34 protein-coding genes are annotated in these 23701 nt (G+C 67.3%); 2 read left to right on the forward strand and 32 right to left on the reverse strand.

The features are described from left to right. Window positions 1-36: 36 nt before the first annotated feature. From rplO to rfbB, 28 genes are all read right to left on the reverse strand, one after another. Complete coding sequence (gene rplO, locus ABTY04_RS16210; RefSeq protein ID WP_030154704.1) at window positions 37-492, reverse strand: 50S ribosomal protein L15; 456 nt, start codon at window positions 490-492, stop codon at window positions 37-39. 2 nt (window positions 493-494) lie between these two features. Beyond that, entirely contained in the window at window positions 495-677 is a 183-nt protein-coding gene (gene rpmD, locus ABTY04_RS16215) for a 50S ribosomal protein L30 (RefSeq protein WP_005313525.1), read from the reverse strand. Continuing rightward, window positions 677-1279 (reverse strand): 30S ribosomal protein S5, encoded by a 603-nt coding sequence (rpsE, locus tag ABTY04_RS16220; protein ID WP_030008472.1) that lies wholly within the window; start codon window positions 1277-1279, stop codon window positions 677-679. Before rpsE ends, rpmD begins: the two co-directional genes overlap by 1 nt. A gap of 45 nt (window positions 1280-1324) precedes the next feature. Then, window positions 1325-1708: a 50S ribosomal protein L18 gene (gene rplR / locus ABTY04_RS16225; RefSeq protein ID WP_030008471.1), complete on the reverse strand. Its 384-nt coding sequence runs from the start codon at window positions 1706-1708 to the stop codon at window positions 1325-1327. A 2-nt stretch (window positions 1709-1710) separates the two neighbouring features. Further along, window positions 1711-2250: a 50S ribosomal protein L6 gene (gene rplF, locus ABTY04_RS16230; protein ID WP_030154703.1), complete on the reverse strand. Its 540-nt coding sequence runs from the start codon at window positions 2248-2250 to the stop codon at window positions 1711-1713. A gap of 20 nt (window positions 2251-2270) precedes the next feature. After that, entirely contained in the window at window positions 2271-2669 is a 399-nt protein-coding gene (gene rpsH / locus ABTY04_RS16235; protein ID WP_007265911.1) for a 30S ribosomal protein S8, read from the reverse strand. 223 nt (window positions 2670-2892) lie between these two features. Beyond that, window positions 2893-3078 (reverse strand): type Z 30S ribosomal protein S14, encoded by a 186-nt coding sequence (locus ABTY04_RS16240; protein WP_003956452.1) that lies wholly within the window; start codon window positions 3076-3078, stop codon window positions 2893-2895. A 5-nt stretch (window positions 3079-3083) separates the two neighbouring features. Continuing rightward, complete coding sequence (gene rplE / locus ABTY04_RS16245) at window positions 3084-3635, reverse strand: 50S ribosomal protein L5 (protein WP_030298216.1); 552 nt, start codon at window positions 3633-3635, stop codon at window positions 3084-3086. Then, window positions 3635-3958, reverse strand: coding sequence for a 50S ribosomal protein L24 (gene rplX / locus ABTY04_RS16250; RefSeq protein WP_054222530.1), 324 nt, complete (start codon window positions 3956-3958; stop codon window positions 3635-3637). Before rplX ends, rplE begins: the two co-directional genes overlap by 1 nt. 2 nt (window positions 3959-3960) lie before the next feature. Next, on the reverse strand, window positions 3961-4329 hold the full coding sequence (gene rplN / locus ABTY04_RS16255) for a 50S ribosomal protein L14 (protein WP_003956455.1): 369 nt from the start codon (window positions 4327-4329) through the stop codon (window positions 3961-3963). A gap of 104 nt (window positions 4330-4433) precedes the next feature. Further along, window positions 4434-4715 (reverse strand): 30S ribosomal protein S17, encoded by a 282-nt coding sequence (gene rpsQ, locus ABTY04_RS16260; RefSeq protein ID WP_352214014.1) that lies wholly within the window; start codon window positions 4713-4715, stop codon window positions 4434-4436. Then, window positions 4715-4939: a 50S ribosomal protein L29 gene (gene rpmC, locus ABTY04_RS16265; protein WP_008739703.1), complete on the reverse strand. Its 225-nt coding sequence runs from the start codon at window positions 4937-4939 to the stop codon at window positions 4715-4717. The genes rpsQ and rpmC overlap by 1 nt, the downstream gene beginning before the upstream one ends. Next, window positions 4939-5358 (reverse strand): 50S ribosomal protein L16, encoded by a 420-nt coding sequence (gene rplP, locus ABTY04_RS16270; RefSeq protein WP_030026326.1) that lies wholly within the window; start codon window positions 5356-5358, stop codon window positions 4939-4941. Before rplP ends, rpmC begins: the two co-directional genes overlap by 1 nt. A gap of 5 nt (window positions 5359-5363) precedes the next feature. Beyond that, window positions 5364-6203: a 30S ribosomal protein S3 gene (rpsC, locus tag ABTY04_RS16275; RefSeq protein ID WP_007265905.1), complete on the reverse strand. Its 840-nt coding sequence runs from the start codon at window positions 6201-6203 to the stop codon at window positions 5364-5366. Then, on the reverse strand, window positions 6203-6550 hold the full coding sequence (gene rplV, locus ABTY04_RS16280; protein ID WP_007265904.1) for a 50S ribosomal protein L22: 348 nt from the start codon (window positions 6548-6550) through the stop codon (window positions 6203-6205). The genes rpsC and rplV overlap by 1 nt, the downstream gene beginning before the upstream one ends. A gap of 43 nt (window positions 6551-6593) precedes the next feature. Next, window positions 6594-6875 (reverse strand): 30S ribosomal protein S19, encoded by a 282-nt coding sequence (rpsS, locus tag ABTY04_RS16285; RefSeq protein WP_043230274.1) that lies wholly within the window; start codon window positions 6873-6875, stop codon window positions 6594-6596. 12 nt (window positions 6876-6887) lie between these two features. Continuing rightward, window positions 6888-7724, reverse strand: a complete 837-nt coding sequence (gene rplB, locus ABTY04_RS16290; protein WP_030154695.1) for a 50S ribosomal protein L2 — start codon at window positions 7722-7724, stop codon at window positions 6888-6890. A gap of 40 nt (window positions 7725-7764) precedes the next feature. After that, a complete protein-coding gene (gene rplW / locus ABTY04_RS16295) occupies window positions 7765-8088 on the reverse strand; it encodes a 50S ribosomal protein L23 (RefSeq protein WP_030298212.1) in 324 nt (107 codons plus the stop codon). Beyond that, on the reverse strand, window positions 8088-8738 hold the full coding sequence (gene rplD, locus ABTY04_RS16300; protein ID WP_030026322.1) for a 50S ribosomal protein L4: 651 nt from the start codon (window positions 8736-8738) through the stop codon (window positions 8088-8090). The genes rplW and rplD overlap by 1 nt, the downstream gene beginning before the upstream one ends. A gap of 5 nt (window positions 8739-8743) precedes the next feature. Then, window positions 8744-9388 carry a 50S ribosomal protein L3 gene (gene rplC / locus ABTY04_RS16305; protein ID WP_007265899.1) on the reverse strand — a complete coding sequence of 215 codons (645 nt, stop codon included), beginning with the start codon at window positions 9386-9388 and terminating at the stop codon, window positions 8744-8746. 14 nt (window positions 9389-9402) lie between these two features. Continuing rightward, a complete protein-coding gene (gene rpsJ, locus ABTY04_RS16310) occupies window positions 9403-9711 on the reverse strand; it encodes a 30S ribosomal protein S10 (RefSeq protein WP_003948644.1) in 309 nt (102 codons plus the stop codon). A 506-nt stretch (window positions 9712-10217) separates the two neighbouring features. Then, window positions 10218-12101 (reverse strand): hypothetical protein, encoded by a 1884-nt coding sequence (locus ABTY04_RS16315; protein WP_352214015.1) that lies wholly within the window; start codon window positions 12099-12101, stop codon window positions 10218-10220. 69 nt (window positions 12102-12170) lie between these two features. Next, on the reverse strand, window positions 12171-13073 hold the full coding sequence (locus ABTY04_RS16320; protein WP_352214016.1) for a glycosyltransferase family 2 protein: 903 nt from the start codon (window positions 13071-13073) through the stop codon (window positions 12171-12173). A gap of 9 nt (window positions 13074-13082) precedes the next feature. Next, window positions 13083-13517, reverse strand: coding sequence for a DUF2304 domain-containing protein (locus ABTY04_RS16325; protein WP_352214017.1), 435 nt, complete (start codon window positions 13515-13517; stop codon window positions 13083-13085). After that, window positions 13517-14203: a glycosyltransferase family 2 protein gene (locus ABTY04_RS16330; RefSeq protein ID WP_352214018.1), complete on the reverse strand. Its 687-nt coding sequence runs from the start codon at window positions 14201-14203 to the stop codon at window positions 13517-13519. Before ABTY04_RS16330 ends, ABTY04_RS16325 begins: the two co-directional genes overlap by 1 nt. A gap of 68 nt (window positions 14204-14271) precedes the next feature. After that, complete coding sequence (locus ABTY04_RS16335) at window positions 14272-15603, reverse strand: polysaccharide biosynthesis protein (protein ID WP_352214019.1); 1332 nt, start codon at window positions 15601-15603, stop codon at window positions 14272-14274. Next, a complete protein-coding gene (gene rfbD, locus ABTY04_RS16340; RefSeq protein ID WP_352214020.1) occupies window positions 15600-16523 on the reverse strand; it encodes a dTDP-4-dehydrorhamnose reductase in 924 nt (307 codons plus the stop codon). Before rfbD ends, ABTY04_RS16335 begins: the two co-directional genes overlap by 4 nt. Further along, the gene (rfbB, locus tag ABTY04_RS16345) at window positions 16520-17497 is read right to left on the reverse strand and encodes a dTDP-glucose 4,6-dehydratase (RefSeq protein WP_352214021.1); all 978 of its coding nucleotides are present in this window, start codon (window positions 17495-17497) and stop codon (window positions 16520-16522) included. Before rfbB ends, rfbD begins: the two co-directional genes overlap by 4 nt. 82 nt (window positions 17498-17579) lie before the next feature. On the opposite strand from rfbB, the gene rfbA reads away from it, so the two are divergent. Both rfbA and rfbC read left to right on the forward strand, forming a co-directional pair. Then, window positions 17580-18455, forward strand: a complete 876-nt coding sequence (gene rfbA / locus ABTY04_RS16350) for a glucose-1-phosphate thymidylyltransferase RfbA (RefSeq protein ID WP_352214022.1) — start codon at window positions 17580-17582, stop codon at window positions 18453-18455. Continuing rightward, window positions 18452-19054, forward strand: coding sequence for a dTDP-4-dehydrorhamnose 3,5-epimerase (gene rfbC / locus ABTY04_RS16355; protein WP_352214023.1), 603 nt, complete (start codon window positions 18452-18454; stop codon window positions 19052-19054). Before rfbA ends, rfbC begins: the two co-directional genes overlap by 4 nt. Before the next feature lie 192 nt (window positions 19055-19246). Here rfbC and tuf read toward each other — a convergent pair whose 3' ends face one another. The 4 genes from tuf to rpsL all read right to left on the reverse strand — a co-directional run bounded on the left by tuf (window position 19247) and on the right by rpsL (window position 23606). Continuing rightward, window positions 19247-20440 (reverse strand): elongation factor Tu, encoded by a 1194-nt coding sequence (gene tuf, locus ABTY04_RS16360; RefSeq protein WP_352214024.1) that lies wholly within the window; start codon window positions 20438-20440, stop codon window positions 19247-19249. 149 nt (window positions 20441-20589) lie between these two features. Then, window positions 20590-22722: an elongation factor G gene (gene fusA, locus ABTY04_RS16365; RefSeq protein WP_352214025.1), complete on the reverse strand. Its 2133-nt coding sequence runs from the start codon at window positions 22720-22722 to the stop codon at window positions 20590-20592. A 39-nt stretch (window positions 22723-22761) separates the two neighbouring features. Continuing rightward, window positions 22762-23232, reverse strand: a complete 471-nt coding sequence (rpsG, locus tag ABTY04_RS16370) for a 30S ribosomal protein S7 (protein ID WP_007265894.1) — start codon at window positions 23230-23232, stop codon at window positions 22762-22764. A gap of 2 nt (window positions 23233-23234) precedes the next feature. Next, complete coding sequence (gene rpsL, locus ABTY04_RS16375; protein WP_007265893.1) at window positions 23235-23606, reverse strand: 30S ribosomal protein S12; 372 nt, start codon at window positions 23604-23606, stop codon at window positions 23235-23237. Between the last annotated feature and the right edge of the window lie 95 nt (window positions 23607-23701).

The raw sequence follows: 23701 nt of genomic DNA on the forward strand, positions 1-23701 counted from the left end.
GGTCAGGTTTCTAGCTATTTGTCACAAGAGTTCGTCTTAGACGAGCTCGGTGACGGTGCCGCCGGCAGCGGCAATCTTCTCCTTGGCGGAGGCGGAAACGGCGTCAACCGAAACCGTCAGCGCCACGGAGATCTCGCCCTGGCCCAGGACCTTGACGAGGCTGTTCTTGCGCACCGCGCCCTTGGCGACCAGGTCGGCCACCGTGACCTCTCCACCCTCGGGGTAGAGAGCGCCGAGCTTGTCCAGGTTGACAACCTGGAACTCGGTGCGGAACGGGTTCTTGAAGCCCTTGAGCTTCGGCAGGCGCATGTGGAGGGGCATCTGCCCACCCTCGAAGCGCTGCGGGATCTGGTAACGGGCCTTCTGGCCCTTCGTACCACGACCGGCCGTCTTACCCTTCGACGCCTCACCGCGACCGACACGGGTCTTCGCGGTCTTGGCGCCGGGGGCGGGACGGAGGTTGTGGGCCTTCAGCGGGCTGTTCTCAGCCATGATTAGTCAACCTCCTCAACCGTCACGAGGTGGCGGACGGTGTGAACCATTCCGCGGAACTCGGGGCGGTCCTCCTTGACGACCACGTCGTTCAGGCGCTTGAGCCCGAGCGAACGCAGCGTGTCGCGGTGGTTCTGCTTGCTGCCGATGTACGACTTCGTCTGCGTGATCTTGAGGCGAGCCATTACGCACCCGCCCCAGCACGCGCACGAAGCAGAGCCGCGGGGGCGACGTCCTCAAGGGGCAGACCGCGGCGAGCCGCGATCTCCTCGGGACGCTGCAGGCCCTTGAGGGCCTCCACGGTCGCGTGCACGATGTTGATCGCGTTGTCGGAGCCGAGCGACTTCGACAGGATGTCGTGAACGCCGGCGCACTCCAGAACGGCGCGCACCGGGCCACCGGCGATAACACCGGTACCGGGGGAAGCAGGCTTCAGCAGGACAACGCCGGCCGCCTTCTCGCCCTGGATCGGGTGCGGGATGGTGCCCTGGATACGGGGAACCTTGAAGAAGTTCTTCTTGGCTTCCTCGACACCCTTGGCGATGGCCGCGGGAACTTCCTTGGCCTTGCCGTAACCGACACCTACGGTGCCGTCACCGTCGCCCACCACGACCAGCGCGGTGAAGCTGAAGCGGCGACCACCCTTGACAACCTTGGCGACGCGGTTGATCGCGACAACGCGCTCAACGTAAGCGGTCTTCTCGGCGGCAGGGCCACCGTCGCGACCCTTCCGGTCCCGCCGCTCGCCGCCACCGGCACCGCTTCCGCGGCGCTGGGGTCCAGCCATTGGATTACCTCTCTCTGTTACGTCCGTGAGTCCCGGAACCGGGGCTTAGAACTTCAGCCCGGCTTCGCGGGCGGCGTCAGCCAGAGCGGCAATGCGCCCGGCGTATCGGTTGCCACCGCGGTCGAACACGACGGTCTCGACACCCGCAGCCTTGGCACGCTCGGCGACGAGCGCGCCGACAGCCTGGGCCTGCGAGCTCTTGTCGCCTTCGCCACCGCGGATCGAAGCGTCCAGGGTCGACGCGGACGCCAGGGTGTGACCCTGGAGGTCGTCGATGACCTGAGCAACGATGTTGCGGTTGGAACGCGTCACGACGAGGCGCGGACGCTCCGCCGTACCCGAGACGTTCTTGCGGATGCGGATGTGGCGGCGAGCCTTGGCAGCGCGCTTGTACGCGTCGCCCTTGGCGATCTTCACACCGTATGCCATGGCTACTTACCAGCCTTTCCGACCTTGCGGCGGATGACCTCGCCGGCGTACTTGACACCCTTGGCCTTGTACGGGTCGGGCTTCCGCAGCTTGCGGATGTTGGCGGCGACCTCGCCGACCTTCTGCTTGTCGATGCCCTCGACCGAGAACTTGGTGGGCGACTCGACCTTGAAGGAGATGCCCTCGGGCGCCTCGATCAGGATCGGGTGGCTGTAACCAAGCTGGAACTCCAGAGCGGAGCCCTTCGCGGCGACGCGGTAACCGACACCGCTGATCTCGAGAGCCTTGACGTATCCCGTGGTCACGCCGGTGATCATGTTCGCCACCAGCGTGCGGGACAGGCCGTGCAGGGCCTTGTTCTGACGCTCGTCGTTGGGGCGGGTGACGTTCAGAACGCCGTCCTCACCCTTGACGATCTCGATCGGCGCGGCAACGGTGTGCGAGAGGAGACCCTTGGGGCCCTTCACCGCGACCGTGCGGCCATCGATGGTGACGTCCACACCGGCGGGAACCTGGATGGGGAGCTTGCCGATTCGCGACATTGCTTTTCCTCCGTTCCCGACTACCAGACGTAGGCGAGGACTTCCCCACCTACGCCCTTCTTGCCTGCCTGCTGGCCGGTGAGGAGACCGTGGGACGTGGAGATGATCGCCACGCCCAGGCCGCCGAGCACCTTCGGCAGGTTGGTGGACTTCGCGTACACGCGCAGACCGGGCTTCGAGATCCGCTTGATGCCCGCGATGGAGCGCTCACGGTTCGGCCCGAACTTCAGCTCGAGGACGAGGTTCTTGCCGACCTCGGCGTCCTCGACCTTCCAGCCGGTGATGAAACCCTCCTGCTTGAGGATCTCTGCGATGTGCGACTTGATCTTGCTGTGCGGCATCACGACGGTGTCGTGGTACGCCGAGTTAGCGTTACGCAGACGCGTGAGCATGTCTGCGATCGGGTCAGTCATGGTCATGAAGTGGCCTTCGGCCTCTCTCGCCGGGGTTTCCTGTATGCGCCATCCCTCTCCCCACTCAGTGGCGGGACGGGTGCGGTGCGGGGACCTACGGCGTAGTAAGTCGTTATGGACGGCGGACGCCCAACCCCACAAGCCTACGGCATGCGGAGCAGGGCACCCACCGACCAGATGCTTACCGAGAGTCTCTGGAGCTTCCCAAGTCCTTGCGGACGGGAGGGAATTACCAGGAGCTCTTGGTCACGCCCGGCAGCTCGCCACGGTGAGCCATCTCACGAAGGCAGACGCGGCACAGGCCGAACTTGCGGTACACGGAGTGGGGACGACCGCAGCGCTGGCAGCGGGTGTACGCACGCACACCGAACTTGGGCTTGCGGGCAGCCTTCGCGATGAGAGCCTTCTTCGCCATCTCGCTTACGCCTCCTTGAAGGGGAAGCCGAGGTGACGAAGGAGGGCACGGCCCTCGTCGTCGTTGGTCGCCGTGGTGACCACGGTGATGTCCATACCCCGGGTACGGTCGATCTTGTCCTGGTCGATCTCGTGGAACATGACCTGCTCCGTGAGACCGAAGGTGTAGTTGCCACGGCCGTCGAACTGCTTCGGCGACAGACCACGGAAGTCACGGATACGCGGCAGCGCGAGCGACAGCGTACGGTCCAGGAACTCCCACATGCGGTCACCACGGAGGGTGACGTGGCAGCCGATCGGCTGACCCTCACGCAGCTTGAACTGCGCGATGGACTTGCGGGCCTTCGTGACGGCCGGCTTCTGACCGGTGATCGTCGTCAGGTCGCGGATGGCGCCGTCGATCAGCTTGGAGTCGCGGGCGGCGTCGCCCACACCCATGTTGACCACGATCTTCACGAGACCGGGGATCTGCATGACGTTCTCGTACGAGAACTCCTCACGCAGCTTGCCCGCGATGTCCTCGCGGTACTTCGTCTTGAGACGCGGAGTGGTAGCCATCAGATGTCCTCACCCGTCCGCTTGGCAACGCGGATCTTGTTGCCCTCGTCGTCGAAGCGGAAGCCGACGCGGGTAACGACCTTCTGGCCGTCCTTCTCCACAACCAGCTGAACGTTGCTGACGTGGATCGGGGCCTCGGTGATCACAATGCCACCGGCCTGCGAACCACCAGCGGTCTGACCGGCCTTGGTGTGCTTCTTGACCCGGTTGACACCCTCGACGAGGACGCGGTTCTCAGCGGGGATGGCCTGAATGACCTTGCCCTGCTTGCCCTTGTCCTTACCGGTGATGACCTGGACCAGGTCGCCCTTCTTGATCTTCATGCTTACAGCACCTCCGGCGCGAGCGAGATGATCTTCATGAACTTCTTCTCGCGCAGCTCACGGCCCACGGGGCCGAAGATACGGGTGCCGCGAGGGTCGCCGTCGTTCTTGAGAATGACAGCGGCGTTCTCGTCGAAGCGGATGTACGAGCCGTCCTGGCGGCGGCGCTCCTTGACGGTGCGAACGATGACCGCCTTGACGACGTCACCCTTCTTCACGTTGCCACCGGGGATCGCATCCTTGACGGTGGCGACGATGACGTCACCGATGCCCGCGTAGCGGCGACCGGAACCACCGAGAACACGGATGCAAAGGATCTCCTTGGCACCAGTGTTGTCGGCGACACGCAGTCGCGACTCCTGCTGGATCACGTCTATCTCCTGATTGTCTGCCGGTTCCCGGCGGGGGTCCGCTGATGATCAGCGAGCCCCCACCGAGCCTGGCGGAACGAACCTGAGGGAAACCCCTCAGGTAATTACTTGGCCTTCTCGAGGATCTCGACGATGCGCCAGCGCTTGCTCGCCGACAGCGGACGCGTCTCCATGATGAGGACGCGGTCGCCGACGCCGGCAGCGTTCTGCTCGTCGTGAGCCTTGAGCTTGTTCGTACGGCGGATGACCTTGCCGTACAGCGCGTGCTTCACGCGGTCCTCGACAGCGACGACGACGGTCTTGTCCATCTTGTCGCTGACGACGAGACCCTCACGGGTCTTGCGGAAACCGCGCTCGGTCGTCTCAGTCACGTTCTTCTCGCTCATCAGGCGCTCTCCACCGTCTCGATACCGAGCTCACGCTCGTGCATCAGGGTGTAGATGCGAGCGATGTCCTTACGGACGGACTTGAGCCGGCCGTTGTTCTCCAGCTGACCCGTGGCCGCCTGGAAGCGGAGCTTGAACAGCTCCTCCTTGGCCTCGCGCAGCTTGCCAACGAGCTCCTCGTTGCCGAGCTCACGCAGCTCGGACGCCTTGGTTCCCGTCGCCATCACGACTCACCTGCCTCGCGCCGAACAATCCGGCACTTCATCGGAAGCTTGTGAGCAGCGCGGGTGAGCGCCTCACGAGCAATCTTCTCGTTCGGGTAGGACAGCTCGAACATGACCCGGCCCGGGTGCACGTTCGCGATCCACCACTCGGGAGAACCCTTACCGGAACCCATGCGGGTCTCGGCCGGCTTCTTCGTCAGCGGACGGTCCGGGTAGATGTTGATCCAGACCTTGCCGCCACGCTTGATGTGACGGGTCATCGCGATACGAGCCGCCTCGATCTGGCGGTTCGTCACGTAGGCGGGGGTGAGCGCCTGGATGCCGTACTCGCCGAACGAGACCTCAGTACCGCCCTTGGCCATACCGCGGCGCTTCGGGTGGTGCTGCTTGCGGTGCTTGACCCTACGAGGGATCAGCATGTCGGTCAGGCCTCCGTTCCGGTGCTCTCAGCCGGAGCGGCGGCGGGGGCGTCGGCCTTGGGGGCCTCGGCACCAGCAGCCTGCTGCGGCTTGCGGCCACCACGGCCGCCGCGCTCGCCACCACGGCCACCACGGCCGGCGGGACGGTCGCCAGCGCCGGCACCACGGGCCGGGCGGTTACCCGCACGGGCCGCAGCGTTCTCGGCGCGAACCTCGGCGATGTTCTTGACGTCGCCCTTGTAGATCCAGACCTTCACACCGATACGGCCGAAGGTGGTCTTGGCCTCGAAGAAGCCGTAGTCCACGTTCGCGCGCAGCGTGTGCAGCGGCACACGACCCTCGCGGTAGAACTCGGAGCGGGACATCTCGGCGCCGCCGAGACGGCCGCCACACTGGATCTTGATGCCCTTGGCGCCGGCCTTCATGGTGCCCTGCATGCTCTTGCGCATGGCACGACGGAAGGAGACGCGGGAGGAGAGCTGCTCGGCAACGGCCTGAGCAACCAGCTGAGCGTCGAGCTCGGGGTTCTTGACCTCGAGGATGTTCAGCTGGACCTGCTTGCCCGTGAGCTTCTCGAGGTCACCGCGGATGCGGTCGGCCTCGGCGCCACGGCGGCCGATGACGATGCCCGGACGAGCGGTGTGGATGTCCACACGCACGCGGTCACGGGTGCGCTCGATCTCAACCTTCGAGATGCCGGCGCGCTCCATGCCGGACGTCATCATCCGACGGATGGCGACGTCTTCCTTGACGTAGTCCTTGTACAGCTTGTCGGCGTACCAACGCGACTTGAAGTCGGTGGTGATGCCGAGCCGGAACCCGTGCGGGTTTACCTTCTGGCCCATTACCGGGAACCTTCCTTGCTGCTGACGACCACGGTGATGTGGCTGGTCCGCTTGCGGATCCGGTAGGCACGGCCCTGGGCACGCGGACGGAACCGCTTCAGGGTCGGGCCCTCGTCCACGTACGCCTCGCTGATGACCAGCGTGGAGGCGTCCGGGTGGTTGTAGTTGTGTGCGGCGTTGGCAATGGCGCTGTCCAGCACCTTGCCGACCGGCACGCTCGCGGCCTGCGGGGCGAAACGCAGGACCGCCTGAGCCTCCGTGGCATCCATGCCACGGATGAGGTCCACCACGCGGCGGGCCTTCATGGGCGTGACGCGGATGTACCGCGCCTGGGCCCTGGCTTCCATGGTTGTCCCTTCGGTGTTAGTCATAGTCGTAACCACCCCGCGTTTAGCGGCGCTTCGACTTCCGGTCGTCCTTGACGTGGCCGCGGAAGGTGCGAGTCGGCGAGAACTCGCCGAGCTTGTGGCCGACCATCGACTCGGTGACGAACACCGGGACGTGGGTCTTGCCGTTGTGCACCGCGATGGTGTGACCCAGCATCGCCGGGATGATCATCGAGCGACGGGACCAGGTCTTGATGACGTTCTTGGTACCAGCTTCGTTCTGAGCGTCCACCTTCTTGATGAGGTGTCCGTCGACGAAGGGTCCCTTCTTGAGACTGCGCGGCATCTAAACCCGCTCCTAGCGCTTCTTGTTCGTCTTGCGGCGGCGGACGATGTACTTGCTCGAAGCCTTCTTCGGCGAGCGAGTACGACCCTCCTTCTGACCCCACGGGGAGACCGGGTGACGACCACCGGAGGTCTTACCCTCACCACCACCGTGCGGGTGGTCAACCGGGTTCATCGCGACACCGCGGACGGACGGGCGAACGCCCTTCCAGCGCATGCGGCCGGCCTTGCCCCAGTTGATGTTCGACTGCTCGGCGTTGCCGACCTCGCCGACCGTCGCGCGGCAGCGCGCGTCGACCAGGCGGATCTCACCGGACGGCATACGAAGGTGGGCCATGGTGCCCTCCTTCGCCAGCAGCTGCACGGAGGCACCCGCGGAACGGGCGAACTTGGCGCCACCACCGGGACGGAGCTCGATCGCGTGGATCGTGGTACCGACCGGGATGTTGCGGAGGGCCAGGTTGTTGCCGGGCTTGATGTCGGCCGTGGGGCCGTTCTCAATCCGGTCGCCCTGGTTCAGACCGCGGGGAGCGATGATGTAGCGCTTCTCGCCGTCCGCGTAGTGCAGGAGCGCGATGCGCGCGGTGCGGTTGGGGTCGTACTCGATGTGCGCGACCTTGGCCGGCACGCCGTCCTTGTCGTGACGACGGAAGTCGATCACACGGTAGGCGCGCTTGTGTCCACCACCCTGGTGGCGAACGGTGATCCGACCGGTGTTGTTACGGCCGCCCTTGCTGTGCAGCGGGCGAACCAGCGACTTCTCCGGCGTGGACCGCGTGATCTCGACAAAGTCGGCGACGCTGGAGCCACGACGGCCCGGGGTCGTCGGCTTGTACTTGCGGATACCCATTTCTCAGTCCTCGTCCGATTCCGGACGACTCAGGACTCCGTTAGGAGGCCTGGCCGCCGAAGATGTCGATACGGTCGCCCTCAGCGAGGGTCACGATGGCGCGCTTGGTGTCAGCACGCTTGCCGAAACCGGTCTTGGTGCGCTTGCGCTTACCCTGACGGTTGATCGTGTTGACCCCGGTGACCTTGACCGAGAAGACCGCCTCGACGGCCTGCTTGATCTGGGTCTTGTTGGCGCCGGGCGCGACGATGAACGTGTACTTGTTCTCGTCCAGCAGCGCGTAGCTCTTCTCCGAGACAACCGGCTTGATCAGCAGGTCGCGCGGGTCAGTGAAGGTCTTGCTGGTAACGGTCGCCTCAGACATCAGGCGTCGCTCCCTTCGGTCTCGTCGGCCTTGGGGCCAGACACGAAGGACTCAAGCGCGGCCTGGGTGAAGACCACGTCGTCAGAGACGATCACGTCGTACGTGTTCAGCTGGCCCGGCTCCAGGATGTGAACCTGGGGCAGGTTGCGGGCGGACAGCCACGCGGCCTCGTCGGCACGCTCGACGACCAGGAGCAGGTTCTTGCGCTCCGAGATCTTGCCGAACAGCGTCTTGGCGGCCTTCGTGGAGGCAGCACCCTCGACCACGCCGGTGACGACGTGGATGCGGGAGTGACGCGCACGGTCCGAGAGGGCACCGCGGAGGGCGGCAACCTTCATCTTCTTGGGGGTCCGCTGCGAGTAGTCACGCGGCTGCGGGCCGTGGACGACGCCACCGCCGGCGAACTGCGGAGCGCGGGTCGAACCCTGACGGGCGCGGCCGGTGCCCTTCTGGCGGTAAGGCTTCTTGCCACCACCACGGACTTCGCCACGGGTCTTCGTCTTGTGCGTGCCCTGACGGGCAGCAGCCAGCTGAGCGACGACGACCTGGTGGATCAGCGGAACGCTGGTCTTCGCGTCGAAGATCTCCGCGGGGAGCTCGACGGTACCGGCCTTGTCGCCTGCCGGCGAAAGGATGTCAATGGTGCTCATTAACCTCAAGCCCCCTTGGCCGCGGTACGGACCAGGACGAGGCCGCCGTTCGGACCGGGGACTGCGCCCTTGATGAGGAGCAGACCCTTCTCCGCGTCAACCGCGTGGATGGTCAGGTTCTGGGTGGTGACGCGCTCGTTGCCCATACGACCAGCCATGCGCATGCCCTTGAAGACACGCCCAGGGGTGGCGCAGCCACCGATCGAACCGGGGGAGCGGTGCTTGCGCTGCACACCGTGACCGGCGCCGAGGCCCCGGAAGTTGTGCCGCTTCATGACACCGGCGAAGCCCTTGCCCTTGCTGTTGCCCGTGACGTCAACCTTGACGCCGGACTCGAACACCTCAGCAGTGATCTCCTGGCCGAGCGTGTACTCGCTGGCGTCGGAGGTGCGGAGCTCCACCAGGTGGCGGCGGGGGGTCACGTCGGCCTTGGCGAAGTGGCCCTTGAGGGGCTTGTTCACCTTGCGCGGGTCGATCTCGCCGAAGGCGATCTGGACCGACTCGTAGCCGTCGATGTCGTTCGTACGGACCTGGGTAACGACGCAGGGCCCGGCCTTGACGACGGTCACCGGGACGACACGGTTGTTCTCGTCCCAGACCTGGGTCATGCCGAGCTTCTCGCCCAGGACGCCCTTGATCTGCTTTGCCATCTTCTCGACGCCTCTCAGAGCTTGATCTCGATGTCAACGCCGGCCGGAAGGTCCAGGCGCATCAGCGAGTCAACGGTCTTGGGCGTCGGGTCGAGGATGTCGATCAGGCGCTTGTGCGTGCGCATCTCGAAGTGCTCGCGCGAGTCCTTGTACTTGTGCGGCGACTTGATGACGCAGTACACGTTCTTCTCAGTGGGCAGCGGCACCGGGCCTGCGACCGACGCACCAGTGCGGGTCACCGTCTCGACGATCTTCTTCGCCGAGGAGTCGATGACCTCGTGGTCGTAGGCCTTGAGCCGGATGCGGATCTTCTGTCCCGCCATGGCTACTCCGTAGTCCTGTCTGTTGTGGAAACGCTCTGGCTCCCGGTCGGCTGTGGATCTCTCCACCGCCTCTCTCCGACCCACGCGGTCGGGCGTGTCGCACTCCCTCTACAGAAAATTCCCATACGGAAATTCCCTCGTCCAAGGGGGTGCGGTCCCAGGACCGCGGTTCGGGGGAGAAACACCCACCGAGCGCCTGGCAGGCACCGTGCTGACGCTTCCCAGAAGATTCCCGTACGTCCGCCCCATTGCTGCCCCGAGAGGCAGATAAAGGCGACGAGTACTGTGGGACTCGCTTCCGGTCCTCCCGGCGGGAGGCGCGCAGCATCGGCACTCAGCCGAGCAACTTGAGTAGTCTGCCATACAAGACACGTACTGCGCCAATCGGGCCGAAGAGAATACCCCCCTACGGTGATCGGTCAAACCGCGCCACGCGACAGGACCGCCCAGGCCTCCCTTGGGATCCGCCCGGACCCGCCCCGCCCGGCCCCGCCGCAGCGCTGCCGCTACTTCTTCGGCGCGTTCCCCGCGAGGCGGGCTTCCCGCTCCTTCTGGGCATCCCGCTCGATGTCCGCCCTGGAGCGGACCTTCTTGGGCGCCTTCATCCCGCAGACGCTGGGCCAGTCGTCGGCCACGATGCCGGCGCACCAGATGAAGTCCTCGATCGGGTTGGGCTTCCAGTCGTCCTTCTCGATGTCCTGGCAGTCCTTGACGGGCGAGAAGCGGGGGCAGCTGCCGTCCCGCTTCTTGATGACGTGTGCGCGGTACGCGTCGATGCCCATCGAGTCGACGTCGGACGAGGGCATGTAGCGGTTGACCGACCAGGACGCGCCCATCGTCGCGAACAGGGCGACCATGCACATCATGCCGGCGGCGAGCTGGCGGACCACCCGGCGCGGGACGACGCGGGCGGGCGCCGCCCCGGTGTCGGCCCCGGACGGGCGCAGCGTGCGCTCGATCCACCCGGAGCCCCGGTCCACGGCCACCATCAGGCCGACCACGGCCAGGATCATCAGGCAGTACATGATGATCCACGTGGTGCGCGGGAAGAGCTGGACGGCCTTGTCGTGGGCCATGCGCGAGGCGAACCAGAAGCGGGCGACCCATGCGCCGGCCAGGACCGCCGCCGCGGTGCGGACCATGACGTTGCGCAGGCCGAGGCCCAGGCCGAGGCCCACCCCGGCCAGCAGCAGCAGGGCGAAGCCGCTCTGGCCGGCCAGCTCGCCGGCCACCGGCCAGGTCTGGTAGGTCAGGGTCCCGGACCGGTCCGAGACCCAGCCGAGGACGTACCCGGGGTCCGCGTAGACGGCGAGGAAGGCGTAGCGGTCGGGGTTCTCCGCGCCCAGCCGGACCATCTGGTACAGCAGCGGGGCGCTGACGACGCAGGTCGACGCCAGCGTGACCGCGGTGTACAGGCCTGCCTTCCTGGCCGTGGCGGCGCCCGCGCGCCACGGGAAGAAGAACAGCGCGAGCATGACCGCGCCGGGTGCGGCCCAGATGTACCAGCCGGAGTACCAGAGGAACAGCCCGCCGAAGATCACGCCGAGGAAGGTGCCGCGCAGCAGCAGCTCCCGCGTGGTGCGGCGGTGGGCCCGGCGCATCTCGCGCAGCCAGCAGCCGAGCAGCGGGAGCAGCACGATCATGACGACGTGGCTGTACGGGCGGATCGGGTCGATGAAGACAACCGCGGCCGGGGCCGCGATCAGCAGCGCCCAGAAGGGCCTCAGCAGCAGCCGCCAGGAGAGGTAGGCCATCGGGCCGGCCACGGCGGTGAAGAAGATCTGGAGGTCGTGCAGGGCGAAGCCGGTCTCGCCGCGGCCGTTGTAGCGGATCTTGGCCCAGAGAGCCATCAGGGCCGGGAAGGCGGGCGGGTAGATGCCCGACATCCCCTCGTGGTGCAGGAACGAGTTGGCCATGTCGATCAGGGTGCCCGGGTCGCCGTCCTGGCCGCCGAGCGCGTGGGGCGTGCCGCGCAGGGCGACGACCACACCGCCGGCGATCACGCCGGTGGCCAGGCCGGCGAGGGCGGCGCAGACCAGGCGCTTGACCAGCTGGTGGCGCCGGCCCGTGCCGCGGTAGGCGGTGTACAGCAGCACCGCGAGCAGCGGCAGGCCGATGACCGCGGCGTACAGCTGGAGCTTGGCGAGGCCGCTGACCTGGCCGAGGCGGACGAGCGGGTTCACGCTGATGTGCCGGCTGAGCAGTACGTAGCCGAGGGCCGCCGTGAGGCTGACGACGGCCTCGGCGAGGGCGAGCACCCGGCGCCGGGACGTCCACGGGCGGCGGGCCGCCGAGCCGGACGGGACTGTTCCGGCGTCCTGGGTCCCGGTACCGGTCCGGCGGTCCGCCGTGCCGGATGCTCCGACGACCTCGGGGGCCAGGTGTGTCATCTCAGTCCAATTCCGTCGCGGGTGTCACCGCGGGATGGGGCCCGGCGGCCGCTGTCTCTGGTGCTCGGGTCAGTCGGCGCGCTGACCGGCGGTGAAGGCGTGCTTCGCGAGCGTGCGGGCGCCTTCGCGGTGTCCGCGGAGCAGGGCGCCCGGGAGCATGGTGAGGGCGTGGAGCCGGGAGGCGCTGTGGAACCGGGCCGCGCGCGCCGCCTTGGGCCAGCCCCGGGCGTCCATCCGGGTGGCCACCGCGGAGAAGTACCGCTCGGCCTCGGTGAAGCGGGTGCCGGAGAACGCCTGGACCGACGACTCGCTGACCGCGTGGCGCCGGTACTGGAACACCGTGGCGGACTCGTCGATCAGCATCTGCTCGCCGCGTTCGAGGAGGTCGACGACCAGGGCCAGGTCCTGGATCACCGAGTACTCGTCGCGGAAGTTGACCCCGCGCAGGGCCTCGCCGCGCCAGCAGATCGACGGGAAGTACAGCCAGTTCCCGCGGAGCACGCTGGTGGCCAGCTCCTCGCCGCCCATCAGGCGCCGGCCGTTGACCTGCGGGGCGTACAGCCGCCGCTTGGTCTGGTCGGCCAGCCCGTACGCGACCTGCCCGGTGCCGTCGATGACCTCGACGCCGGGCTGGACCATGCCGATGCCCGGGTTGGCTTCCACGAGCGCCCGGACGGTCTCCAGGTAGTGCGGGTGCAGCAGGTCGTCGCAGCCCATGATGACGACGTGGTCGGCTTCGGAGAGCTGGACGCACTTCTGGAAGTTCTTGGTGATGCCGAGGTTCTGCTCGTTGCGGGTGTAGTGCACCCGCTCGTCGCCGAGGGCCTCGAACCAGCCCGGGACGTCCGGCTCCTTGCCGTCGTCGATGACGACGAGGCGGAAGTCCGGGTCCGTCTGGGCCAGGACGCTGCGGACGGCGTCCTGCATCAGCTGCACGTCCCCGTAGTAGGGGAGCATGAAGTCGAAGGTCACCACGGGACGTCAGGCCTTCACGGATTCGGAGTCGGCGGGCGAGTCGGCGGCCGGCGCCGGCTTCGGGTCGGCGACGGCAGCGGGGGCCTGGCCCAGGCGCGCGTCGTTGTGCCGGGCGCCCTCGCTCAGGGCCACCGTCCGGGCCAGGTCGGTGATCTTCTTCTCCAGCGAGCGGAAGCGCAGGAAGGTGTTGAGGGTGAGGAAGCCCATGGCCAGCACCATCACGTACAGCACGAGGTCGGTGCCACGGCCGACGCCGAGCTGGTGCGCCACCCACGTGACGTCCGTGGGGCGGAGCACGGCGTACACGTTGACGACGACGAACACCGAGAACGCGATGCGCTTCCAGGCGCGGTTCTTCGCCTGGCCCCACGTACGTATGAACATCAGTGCCATCGACACCGAGCCCGCGATGAGCAGCAGCTGGATCCAGAAGTACTTCATCAGCGGCTTCGCTCCCGCATCGTGATGTCAAAGATGATGTTGACGCCGTTGATCAGGGACTGGCCCTTGGCGCGCGAGTACTCGGTGTAGAGGATGTCCACGGGGACCTCGGTGACGCGCAGGCCGGACACGGCCAGGAAACCGACGATCTCGGACGCGTGCGCCATGCCGTTCATGGTGATGTCCAGCTGCTCGGCCGCCTTGCGGCTGAGCACGCGCAGGCCGTTGTGCGCATCGGTGAGCTTCAGCTTGCGCGCGGTCGGGCTGACCGTCGCGGCGGTGCGGAGCACGACGCGCTTGATCCACGGCACCTGGCCGTTCTGCTCGATGAAGCGGGAGCCGAGGACGACGTCGGCCTCGTCGTCGCGCAGCACCCGGACCATCTTCTCGACGTCGTGCGTCTGGTGCTGGCCGTCCGCGTCGAAGGTCGCGAAGTAGCGGGCACCGGGCTGGGCAAGGGCGTACTTGAGGCCCGTCTGCAGGGCGGCGCCCTGGCCGAGGTTGACCGGGTGGCGCACCAGGTGGGCGCCGGTCGTCGCGATGTGCTCGGCCGAGCTGTCGGTGCTGCCGTCGTCGACGACGACTATGTTCGGGAAGGTCGCACGCGCTCCCTCGACCACATCGGCGATCACCTGGCCCTCGTTATAGGCCGGAATGACCAGCCAGACATCGTCGTATTGGGACACGGTAGCTCCAGCGGAATGTGGCACGTGCGCGTGCTCGGTGATCGGTGGTACGTCGGAAGCCGGCATGGTCACTCCCCAACCGCTCCGGCGCCCAGTGGGCTTGCGGCGACCTTGTGCCCGGGTCCTGCGGTCGCGCCCGGAGCCGCTCCGGGGAACCTCAGCCTCAGCACGGCCAGCATACCGAGCACGGTGGCAAGGGATCCGAGAGCGTAGGCCAGGATGACGCGCATGGCCACATCGCCCGGAGCGAAGGTGACGGCGAGCAGGACGACGGTGCCGGTGGCCCAGCAGAGCAGTTGCAGGTTGTGCCGCTTGAATACCATCAGCGCCTGTCCCAGCACCATCGCGAACATGTACGCCACGGTGCCCGCGGACAGAAGGAAGAAGTCGAGGCGGCCCAGCACCGGTTCGGCGTGGAAGAGAACGTCGATCAGCCACGGGCCGAGGACGGTCGCGGGCAGCCCGCCGAGCAGGCCGAGCAGTCCGACGACCACGGCGATCCGGCGCAGCATCGCGGAGAACGCCGGCCGGTCGCCGGCCGTGTAGGCGGCGGTGAGCCCGCCCAGCAGCGAGGCCTGGAGCGAGCCGAAGACGAACAGCGGCACCCGGGCCAGGACCAGCGCGTTCAGCAGCGCCGCGATCAGCGCGCTGTCGGTGGGGGCGAGCAGCTTGGTGCTCATCACCGCAGCGTTGACGACGACCTGGGACAGCAGGGTCGAGCAGATCAGCAGGCCGAGGCCGCCGGTCAGCTCCCGCCAGGCGATCTCCTCGCCGGGTTCGACGGCGCGCAGCAGGGCCGGCAGGGTCAGCAGCGTCGCGGCGACCGGCGCCACGGCCAGGACCAGGCTGAAGGCGAGTGCGGAGTGCAGCCCGGCCACCGCGCAGCCGAAGGCGAGGGCGATGCGCAGCCCGCCGTCGACGGCGAGTTGGGTGCCGTACGCGCCGAACCGGCCGAGGCCGGCGAGGACGCCGCGGGTCAGGTAGCAGACGGCCATGCCGGTGAAGGCGCCGCCGAGGGCCGCCACCAGGCCTCGGTCCCCGCGGAACAGCAGGTCCGCGATCGGGGTCGCGCCGACGGCGAGGACGAGCAGGGTCGCGCCGAGGATCCCCGATGTCAGCAGCGTGGCCCGGCGCAGCACGGGAGCCGCGCCCTGGCCGAGCACCACGCGGGCGGCGACGATCCGGGTGAGCTCCTGCTCGATGGGGAAGAAGATCCCGAGGCCGAGCGCCATGACGACCGTCCACAGCACCGACACGTTCGCCATGGCGTCCGTGGACAGGCTGTGGCCGGCCACGCCGAGGTGGACGTACGAGGCCGCACCGAGCACGACAGTGCCGCCGGCCACCGCGACGGTGCCCGGCGGCAGCGCCGCGGTGAGCCTGTTCAGCAGGGAGGTCATCCCGTACTGCCGTTCCTGGCCGCATCGGCCAGCGCGGTGAACGTGGGGGTGGCCAGGGCCTCGGCGAGCTGCTCGCGCCAGTCGGGGAGCGGGGCCAGGCCCGCCGCTTCGTCCCAGCGGTCGTGCCCGAGCACGCTGAACGCGGGGCGGGTGGCGGGGCGGACGAACGCGGCGGAGGTGGTCGGCCGGATCCGCTCGGGGTCCAGCCCGCTCAGCCGGTACGTCTCGCGGGCCAGCCCCATCCAGGTGGTCCGGCCGCTCGCGGTGCCGTGGTAGATCCCGCCCATGGCCCAGCCCTTCAGCGCGGCGAGGCCCAGCTCGACCAGTCGGCGGGCCAGCGCGTAGGACCAGGTGGGCTGGCCGTGCTGGTCGTCGACGACGTCGAGGGTGTCGCGCTGGGCGGCCAGCTTGAGCATGGTGGCGACGAAGTTCGGGCCGTGCTCGCCGTACAGCCAGGCGGTCCGGACGATGTAGCCGTCCTGCGGCAGCAGTTCGGCGACGGCCTGCTCGCCGAGCAGCTTGGAGCGTCCGTACGCGTTGAGGGGGCCGGTCTCGGCGTCCTCGCGGTACGGCTCCGTGGCGTCGCCGGGCAGCACGTAGTCGGTGGAGACGTGCAGCAGGCGCACGTGGGCGGCGGCGCAGGCCTCGGCGAGGACGCGTACGCCGGTGCCGTTGACGGCGGTTGCGGCGTCCTCGGCGGTCTCGGCGCCGTCCACGTCGGTCCAGGCGGCGCAGTTGACGACCACGGTGACGTCCTCGACCGCCGCGCGGACGGCGGCCGGGTCGGTGATGTCGAGGTCGGTCCGGCGCAGGCCCACGGCCTCGATCCCGGAGGCCTTCAGGACGGCCAGGACGTCCTGGCCGAGCATCCCGGAGGCGCCGGTGACGAGCCAGCGCCCGGCTCGCGGGTTGATCCTCACTTCTGCAGGGCCGCCTTCACCTTGAGCGGCTCCCACCAGGCGCGGTTCTCGCGGTACCAGTCGATGGTGGCCTTGATGCCGTCCTCGAAGGTGACCTGCGGGGCGTAGCCGAGCTCAGCGCCGATCTTGCTGATGTCGATGGAGTAGCGCAGGTCGTGGCCCTTGCGGTCCTCGACCTGCTCGACCATGTCCCAGCCGAGGCCCGCGGCCTCCAGCAGGACGCCGGTGAGCTCCTTGTTGGTGAGCTCGGTGCCGCCGCCGATGTTGTAGACCTCGCCGGCCCGGCCCTTCCGCATTGCCAGGTCGATGCCGCGGCAGTGGTCGGAGACGTGCAGCCAGTCGCGCACGTTGCCGCCGTTGCCGTACAGCGGGACCTTCTTGCCGTCCATCAGGTTCGAGACGAACAGCGGGATGACCTTCTCCGGGAACTGGTAGTGCCCGTAGTTGTTGGAGCAGCGCGTGACCACGACGTCCATGCCGTGGGTCCGGGCGTAGGCCAGGGCCAGCAGGTCGGACGAGGCCTTGGAGGCGGAGTACGGGGAGTTCGGGACCAGCGGCCACTCCTCGGTCCAGGATCCCTCGCTGATCGAGCCGTACACCTCGTCGGTGGAGATGTGGACGAAGCGGCCGACGCCGTGCTTGCGGGCGGCGTCCAGCAGCACCTGCGTGCCCACGACGTTGGTCATCACGAACGGGCCGGCACCGGCGATGGAGCGGTCCACGTGGGACTCGGCGGCGAAGTGCACCACGACGTCGTGCCCGGGCATCACCTGGTCGACGGCCGCGGCGTCGCAGATGTCCCCCTTGACGAACTTGTAACCGGGGTGGTCCGCCACGGGGGCGAGATTGGCTTCGACACCGGAGTAAGTCAGCTTGTCGAAGACCGTGATCTGGGCCGATGCGTCTGCACCGAGCTGCTGGCGGACGAATTCCGAACCGATGAAGCCGGCACCGCCGGTCACGAGGATGCGCATAATACGAAGAGTCTAGCCGCTCGTACACCGCCGTCCCGGCCCGGACCGCAGCCCCTCCCGCGCTCTCGCATAGGGTTGGGCCATGCGTGGAATTCTCTTGGCCGGTGGCACCGGATCCCGACTCTGGCCGCTGACCCGGGCAGTCTCGAAGCAGCTGCTCCCCGTCTTCGACAAGCCGATGATCTACTACCCGCTATCCACCCTGGTCATGGCCGGAATCAGCGAGATTCTCGTCATCACCACGCCGGAGGACCGTGCGCAGTTCGAGCGGCTGCTCGGCGACGGCTCCCAGTTCGGCATCCGCCTGGAGTACGCGGTCCAGGAACGCCCCGAGGGCATCGCCCAGGCGTTCGTGCTCGGCGCCGACTTCATCGGCGACGAGTCCGTCGCCCTGATCCTCGGCGACAACATCTTCCACGGCAGCGGCCTCGGCACCCGCCTCGCGGAGCACACGGGCGCCAAGGGCGGCCGGGTCTTCGCCTACCCGGTGGCGGACCCGACGGCGTACGGCGTGGTCGAGTTCGACGAGAACGGCCAGGCCATCTCCATCGAGGAGAAGCCGGCCCAGCCCAAGTCCCGCTACGCCGTGCCCGGTCTGTACTTCTACGACAACCGCGTCGTCGAGATCGCCCGCGACCTGAAGCCCAGCGCGCGCGGCGAACTGGAGATCACCGCGGTCAACGACGCGTACCTCCAGGCCGGTGAGCTGAATGTCACCATCCTCGACCGCGGCACCGCCTGGCTGGACACCGGGACCTTCGTCTCCATGGTCCAGGCCTCGGAGTTCGTCCGCGTGATAGAGGAGCGCCAGGGCTTCAAGATCGGCTGCATCGAGGAGGCGGCCTGGCGGGCAGGCCTGATCGACTCCGCGCAGCTGCGCGAACTGGCTCAGCCGCTGCTCAAGAGCGGTTACGGCGACTACCTGATCAGCCTGCTCGACGAGGAGTCCTCCCGGTGAAGTTCCGTCAGCTCTCCATCGAGGGCGCCTACGAGATCACCCCGCAGCTGCACGGCGACCCGCGCGGCCTGTTCACCGAGTGGTACCGCTTCGACAAGCTGTCCGAGGTCGTCGGGCACCCGCTGAACCTGGCGCAGGCGAACCTCTCGGTGTCCTCGCGCGGCGTGGTCCGCGGCATCCACTTCGCGGACGTACCGCGCGGCCAGGCCAAGTACGTGACCTGCGTGCGCGGCGCCGTGCTCGACGTCATCGTGGACCTGCGCGTCGGCTCCCCGACCTTCGGCCGCTGGGAGGGCGTCCGGCTGGACGACGTGGACCGCCGCGCGGTCTACATCCCGGAGGGCCTGGGCCACGGGTTCTGCGCGCTGAGCGACGACGCCACGCTTTCGTACCTCTGCTCGGAGACGTACAACCCGACCGGCGAGCACTCGGTTCACCCGCTCGACCCGGATCTGGGCATCGACTGGCCGGCGGACGTCCCGCTGCTGTCCGCCCGCGACGAGGCCGCGCCGTCGCTGGCCGAGGCCGTCGCATCGGGCCTGCTGCCCGACTACGCCGTCTGCAAGGAGTTCACCGAGTCCCTGCGCGTGACCGGCTGACGGCCGCCCCCGCAACACGGCGAAGAGGGCCGCACCCCGCGATCGGGGGTGCGGCCCTCTTCCGTGTGCGCGTACGGGATCCCGGATCCCGCAACGACGAAGGGCCCCTCCCCCGCCGCCGAGGCGGAAGGGAAGGGGCCCTTCTGTCAAACATGGTGCCCGCTCGCGCGAGCTACCAGGTCAGAACACGAATTACTTCGTGATCTTGGTGACCTGGCCGGCGCCGACCGTACGACCACCCTCACGGATGGCGAACTTCAGGCCCTCCTCCATGGCGACCGGCTGGATCAGCGCGACCGACATCTCGGTGTTGTCGCCCGGCATGACCATCTCCGTGCCGGCCGGCAGGGTGACGACACCCGTGACGTCCGTGGTACGGAAGTAGAACTGCGGGCGGTAGTTGTTGAAGAACGGGGTGTGACGGCCACCCTCGTCCTTCGACAGGATGTAGGCCTGGGCCTCGAACTCGGTGTGCGGGGTGACCGAACCGGGCTTGATGATGACCTGGCCGCGCTCGACGTCCTCGCGCTTGATGCCACGGAGGAGCAGACCGACGTTCTCACCGGCCTGGCCCTCGTCGAGCAGCTTGCGGAACATCTCGATACCGGTGACCGTGGTGGTGGTCTTCTCTTCCTTGATACCGATGATGTCGACGGTCTCGTTGACCTTCAGGACACCACGCTCGATACGGCCGGTGACGACCGTACCGCGACCGGTGATCGTGAAGACGTCCTCGACGGGCATGAGGAACGGCTTCTCGGTGTCACGCGGCGGGGTCGGGATGGCCTCGTCGACGGCGTCCATCAGGCCGAGGAGCTTGTCGCCCCACTCCTTGTCGCCCTCGAGCGCCTTCAGCGCGGAGACGCGGACGACCGGCAGGTCGTCGCCCGGGAACTCGTACTCGGAGAGCAGCTCACGGACCTCGAGCTCGACGAGCTCCAGGATCTCCTCGTCGTCCACCATGTCGGCCTTGTTCAGGGCGACAACGATGTACGGAACGCCGACCTGGCGGGCCAGGAGCACGTGCTCCTTGGTCTGCGGCATCGGGCCGTCGGTGGCGGCGACCACGAGGATCGCGCCGTCCATCTGCGCGGCACCGGTGATCATGTTCTTGATGTAGTCAGCGTGACCCGGGCAGTCGACGTGGGCGTAGTGACGCGCCTCGGTCTGGTACTCGACGTGCGCGATGGAGATGGTGATACCGCGCTGGCGCTCCTCAGGGGCCTTGTCGATCTGATCGAAGGCCGAAGCCGCGTTCAGGTCCGGGTACTTGTCGTGCAGCACCTTGGTAATGGCGGCCGTGAGGGTCGTCTTACCGTGGTCAATGTGACCGATGGTGCCGATGTTGACGTGCGGCTTAGTCCGCTCGAACTTCGCCTTCGCCACGGGGTCCTCCTGAGAGTGGTTCTGTACGCCTTAACTCATCGGCGCCAGGTGATCTTTGCTGGATAGCCGGTTCCCCCGGGGCAACGGGAGTGTGACTCCTGTTGCCCCAGAGGCTCCGGTGGCAAGCCTAAAACGTGAACTCGGAAGAGTTACTCGCCCTTGGCCTTCGCGATGATCTCCTCGGCGACGTTCCGGGGAACCTCGGCGTAGGAGTCGAACTGCATCGAGTAGCTGGCGCGACCCGAGGTCTTGCTGCGGAGGTCGCCGACGTAGCCGAACATCTCCGAGAGGGGCACAAGGCCCTTGACGACGCGAGCGCCGTGACGCTCCTCCATGGCCTGGATCTGGCCACGGCGGGAGTTGATGTCGCCGATGACGTCACCCATGTAGTCCTCGGGCGTGGTGACCTCGACGGCCATCATCGGCTCAAGGAGCACGGGAGAAGCCTTGCGCGCGGCCTCCTTGAAGGCCTGCGAACCGGCGATCTTGAACGCGAGCTCGGAGGAGTCGACCTCGTGGTAGCCACCGTCGAGAAGCGTGACGCGGACGCCCGTCATCTCGTAGCCGGCCAGGATGCCGAACTGCATGGCCTCCTGCGCACCGGCGTCGACCGAAGGGATGTACTCCTTCGGCACGCGGCCACCGGTGACCTTGTTCACGAACTCGTACGCCGGACCATCGGCGTCCGTGATCGGCTCGATCGCGATCTGCACCTTGGCGAACTGACCGGTACCACCGGTCTGCTTCTTGTGGGTGTAGTCGTGACGCTCGACGGCCTTGCGGATCGTCTCGCGGTACGCGACCTGCGGCTTGCCGACGTTGGCCTCGACCTTGAACTCGCGCTTCATACGGTCGACCAGCACCTCGAGGTGCAGCTCGCCCATACCGCCGAGGATGGTCTGGCCCGTCTCCTCGTCCGAGTGAACGTGGAAGGAGGGGTCCTCCTCCGCGAGACGCTGGATGGCGACACCCAGCTTCTCCTGGTCACCCTTGGACTTGGGCTCGATGGCGACCTGGATGACCGGAGCCGGGAAGTCCATCGACTCCAGGATCACCTGGTTCTTGTCGTCGCACAGCGTCTCACCGGTGGTGGTCTGCTTCAGGCCCATGACGGCGACGATGTCGCCGGCGCCCACCGAGTCGATCTCTTCACGCTTGTTGGCGTGCATGCGGTAGATCTTGCCGATGCGCTCCTTCTTGCCCTTGACGGAGTTCAGCACCGCAGTGCCGGCCTCCAGGCGGCCCGAGTAAACCCGGACGAAGGTGAGCTTACCGAGGTGCGGGTCGCTCATGATCTTGAACGCCAGCGCCGCGAGGGGCTCGTCGTCGGACGGCTTGCGCTTCACGACAACCTCGGCGTCGCGGACGTCGTGGCCCTCGATGGCCTCGATGTCCAGCGGCGACGGCAGGTAGCGGACGACGGCGTCGAGCAGGGGCTGGACACCCTTGTTCTTGAACGCCGTGCCACAGAACACCGCGGTGATCGTGGGCTCGCCCTTGCCCTTGCCGGAGCCGAGGATGATGCGACGGACGGCGGCGTGCAGCTGCTCCACGGACGGCTCGTCGCCGTTCAGGAAGAGCTCCATGATCTCGTCGTCGTTCTCGGCGACGGTCTCGACCAGCTTGCCGCGCCACTCTTCAGCAGCCTCGGTGTGCGTGGCCGGGATGTCGACGATGTCGTACATCTCGCCCTTGGTCGCCTCGGCGGACCAGACGAACGCCTTCATCGTGACGAGGTCGACGACACCCTGGAAGTCGGCCTCGGCACCGATGGGGAGCTGCATGACGATCGGAACCGCACCGAGGCGGTCCTTGATCATGTCGACGCAGCGGTGGAACTCGGCGCCGGTGCGGTCCAGCTTGTTGACGAAGCAGATGCGCGGCACGCCGTAACGGTCGGCCTGACGCCAGACCGTCTCGGACTGCGGCTCCACACCGGCGACACCGTCGAAGACGGTGACGGCGCCGTCGAGGACGCGGAGCGAACGCTCCACCTCGACGGTGAAGTCGACGTGACCCGGGGTGTCGATGATGTTGATGGTGTGATCAACATCTTCGAGCGGCCAGTGGCAGGTGGTCGCGGCAGACGTGATGGTGATACCACGCTCCTGCTCCTGCTCCATCCAGTCCATCGTGGCAGCGCCGTCGTGGACCTCACCGATCTTGTACGACACACCGGTGTAGAACAGGATGCGCTCGGTGGTGGTCGTCTTGCCCGCGTCGATGTGGGCCATGATCCCGATGTTGCGGACCTTGGCCAGGTCAAGCGAAGTGGTAGCCATAAGGCTTCGGTCTTCTCTCGGTCTCGATGTGGGGTGGGACTACCAGCGGTAGTGCGCGAAGGCCTTGTTGGACTCGGCCATCTTGTGCGTGTCCTCGCGCTTCTTGACGGCAGCGCCAAGACCGTTGGAGGCGTCGAGCAGCTCGTTCATGAGGCGCTCGGTCATGGTCTTCTCGCGGCGGGCGCGGGAGTAACCCACGAGCCAGCGGAGGGCCAGGGTCGACTGGCGACCCGGCTTGACCTCGACGGGGACCTGGTAGGTCGCGCCACCGACACGGCGGGACTTGACCTCAAGCGACGGCTTGACGTTCTCCAGCGCGCGCTTCAGCGTGATGACCGGGTCGTTGCCGGTCTTCTCGCGGAGGCCTTCCATGGCGCCGTAGACGATGCGCTCGGCGGTGGAGCGCTTGCCGTTCAGGAGGATCTTGTTGATGAGCGAGGTCACCAGAGGAGATGCGTAGACCGGGTCGATGATGACCGGGCGCTTCGGGGCGGGGCCCTTACGAGGCATTCTTACTTCTCCTTCTTGGCGCCGTAGCGGCTGCGGGCCTGCTTGCGGTTCTTGACAGCCTGGGTGTCAAGCGCACCGCGGATGATCTTGTAACGAACACCCGGCAGGTCCTTCACACGGCCACCACGCACGAGCACGATCGAGTGCTCCTGCAGGTTGTGTCCCTCACCCGGAATGTAAGCGGTGACCTCGATGCCGGAGGTCAGACGCACACGCGCGACCTTACGGAGCGCCGAGTTCGGCTTCTTCGGGGTGGTCGTGAACACACGCGTGCAGACGCCACGGCGCTGGGGCGAAGCCTCAAGCGCGGGCGTCTTCGTCTTCTCGACCTTGTCCTGCCGGCCCTTACGGACCAGCTGCTGGATCGTAGGCACTACTTCTCCGGTTTCTGTGTGCCGTGTAGTGAAGCTAACCTGGAACTTTGCCGACCCACGCGGTCGGGTGTGTCGGATCCGGCGGAGCTCCGCGC

The organism is Streptomyces sp. NPDC097981 (assembly GCF_040302565.1).
Classification (GTDB): Bacteria; Actinomycetota; Actinomycetes; order Streptomycetales; family Streptomycetaceae; genus Streptomyces.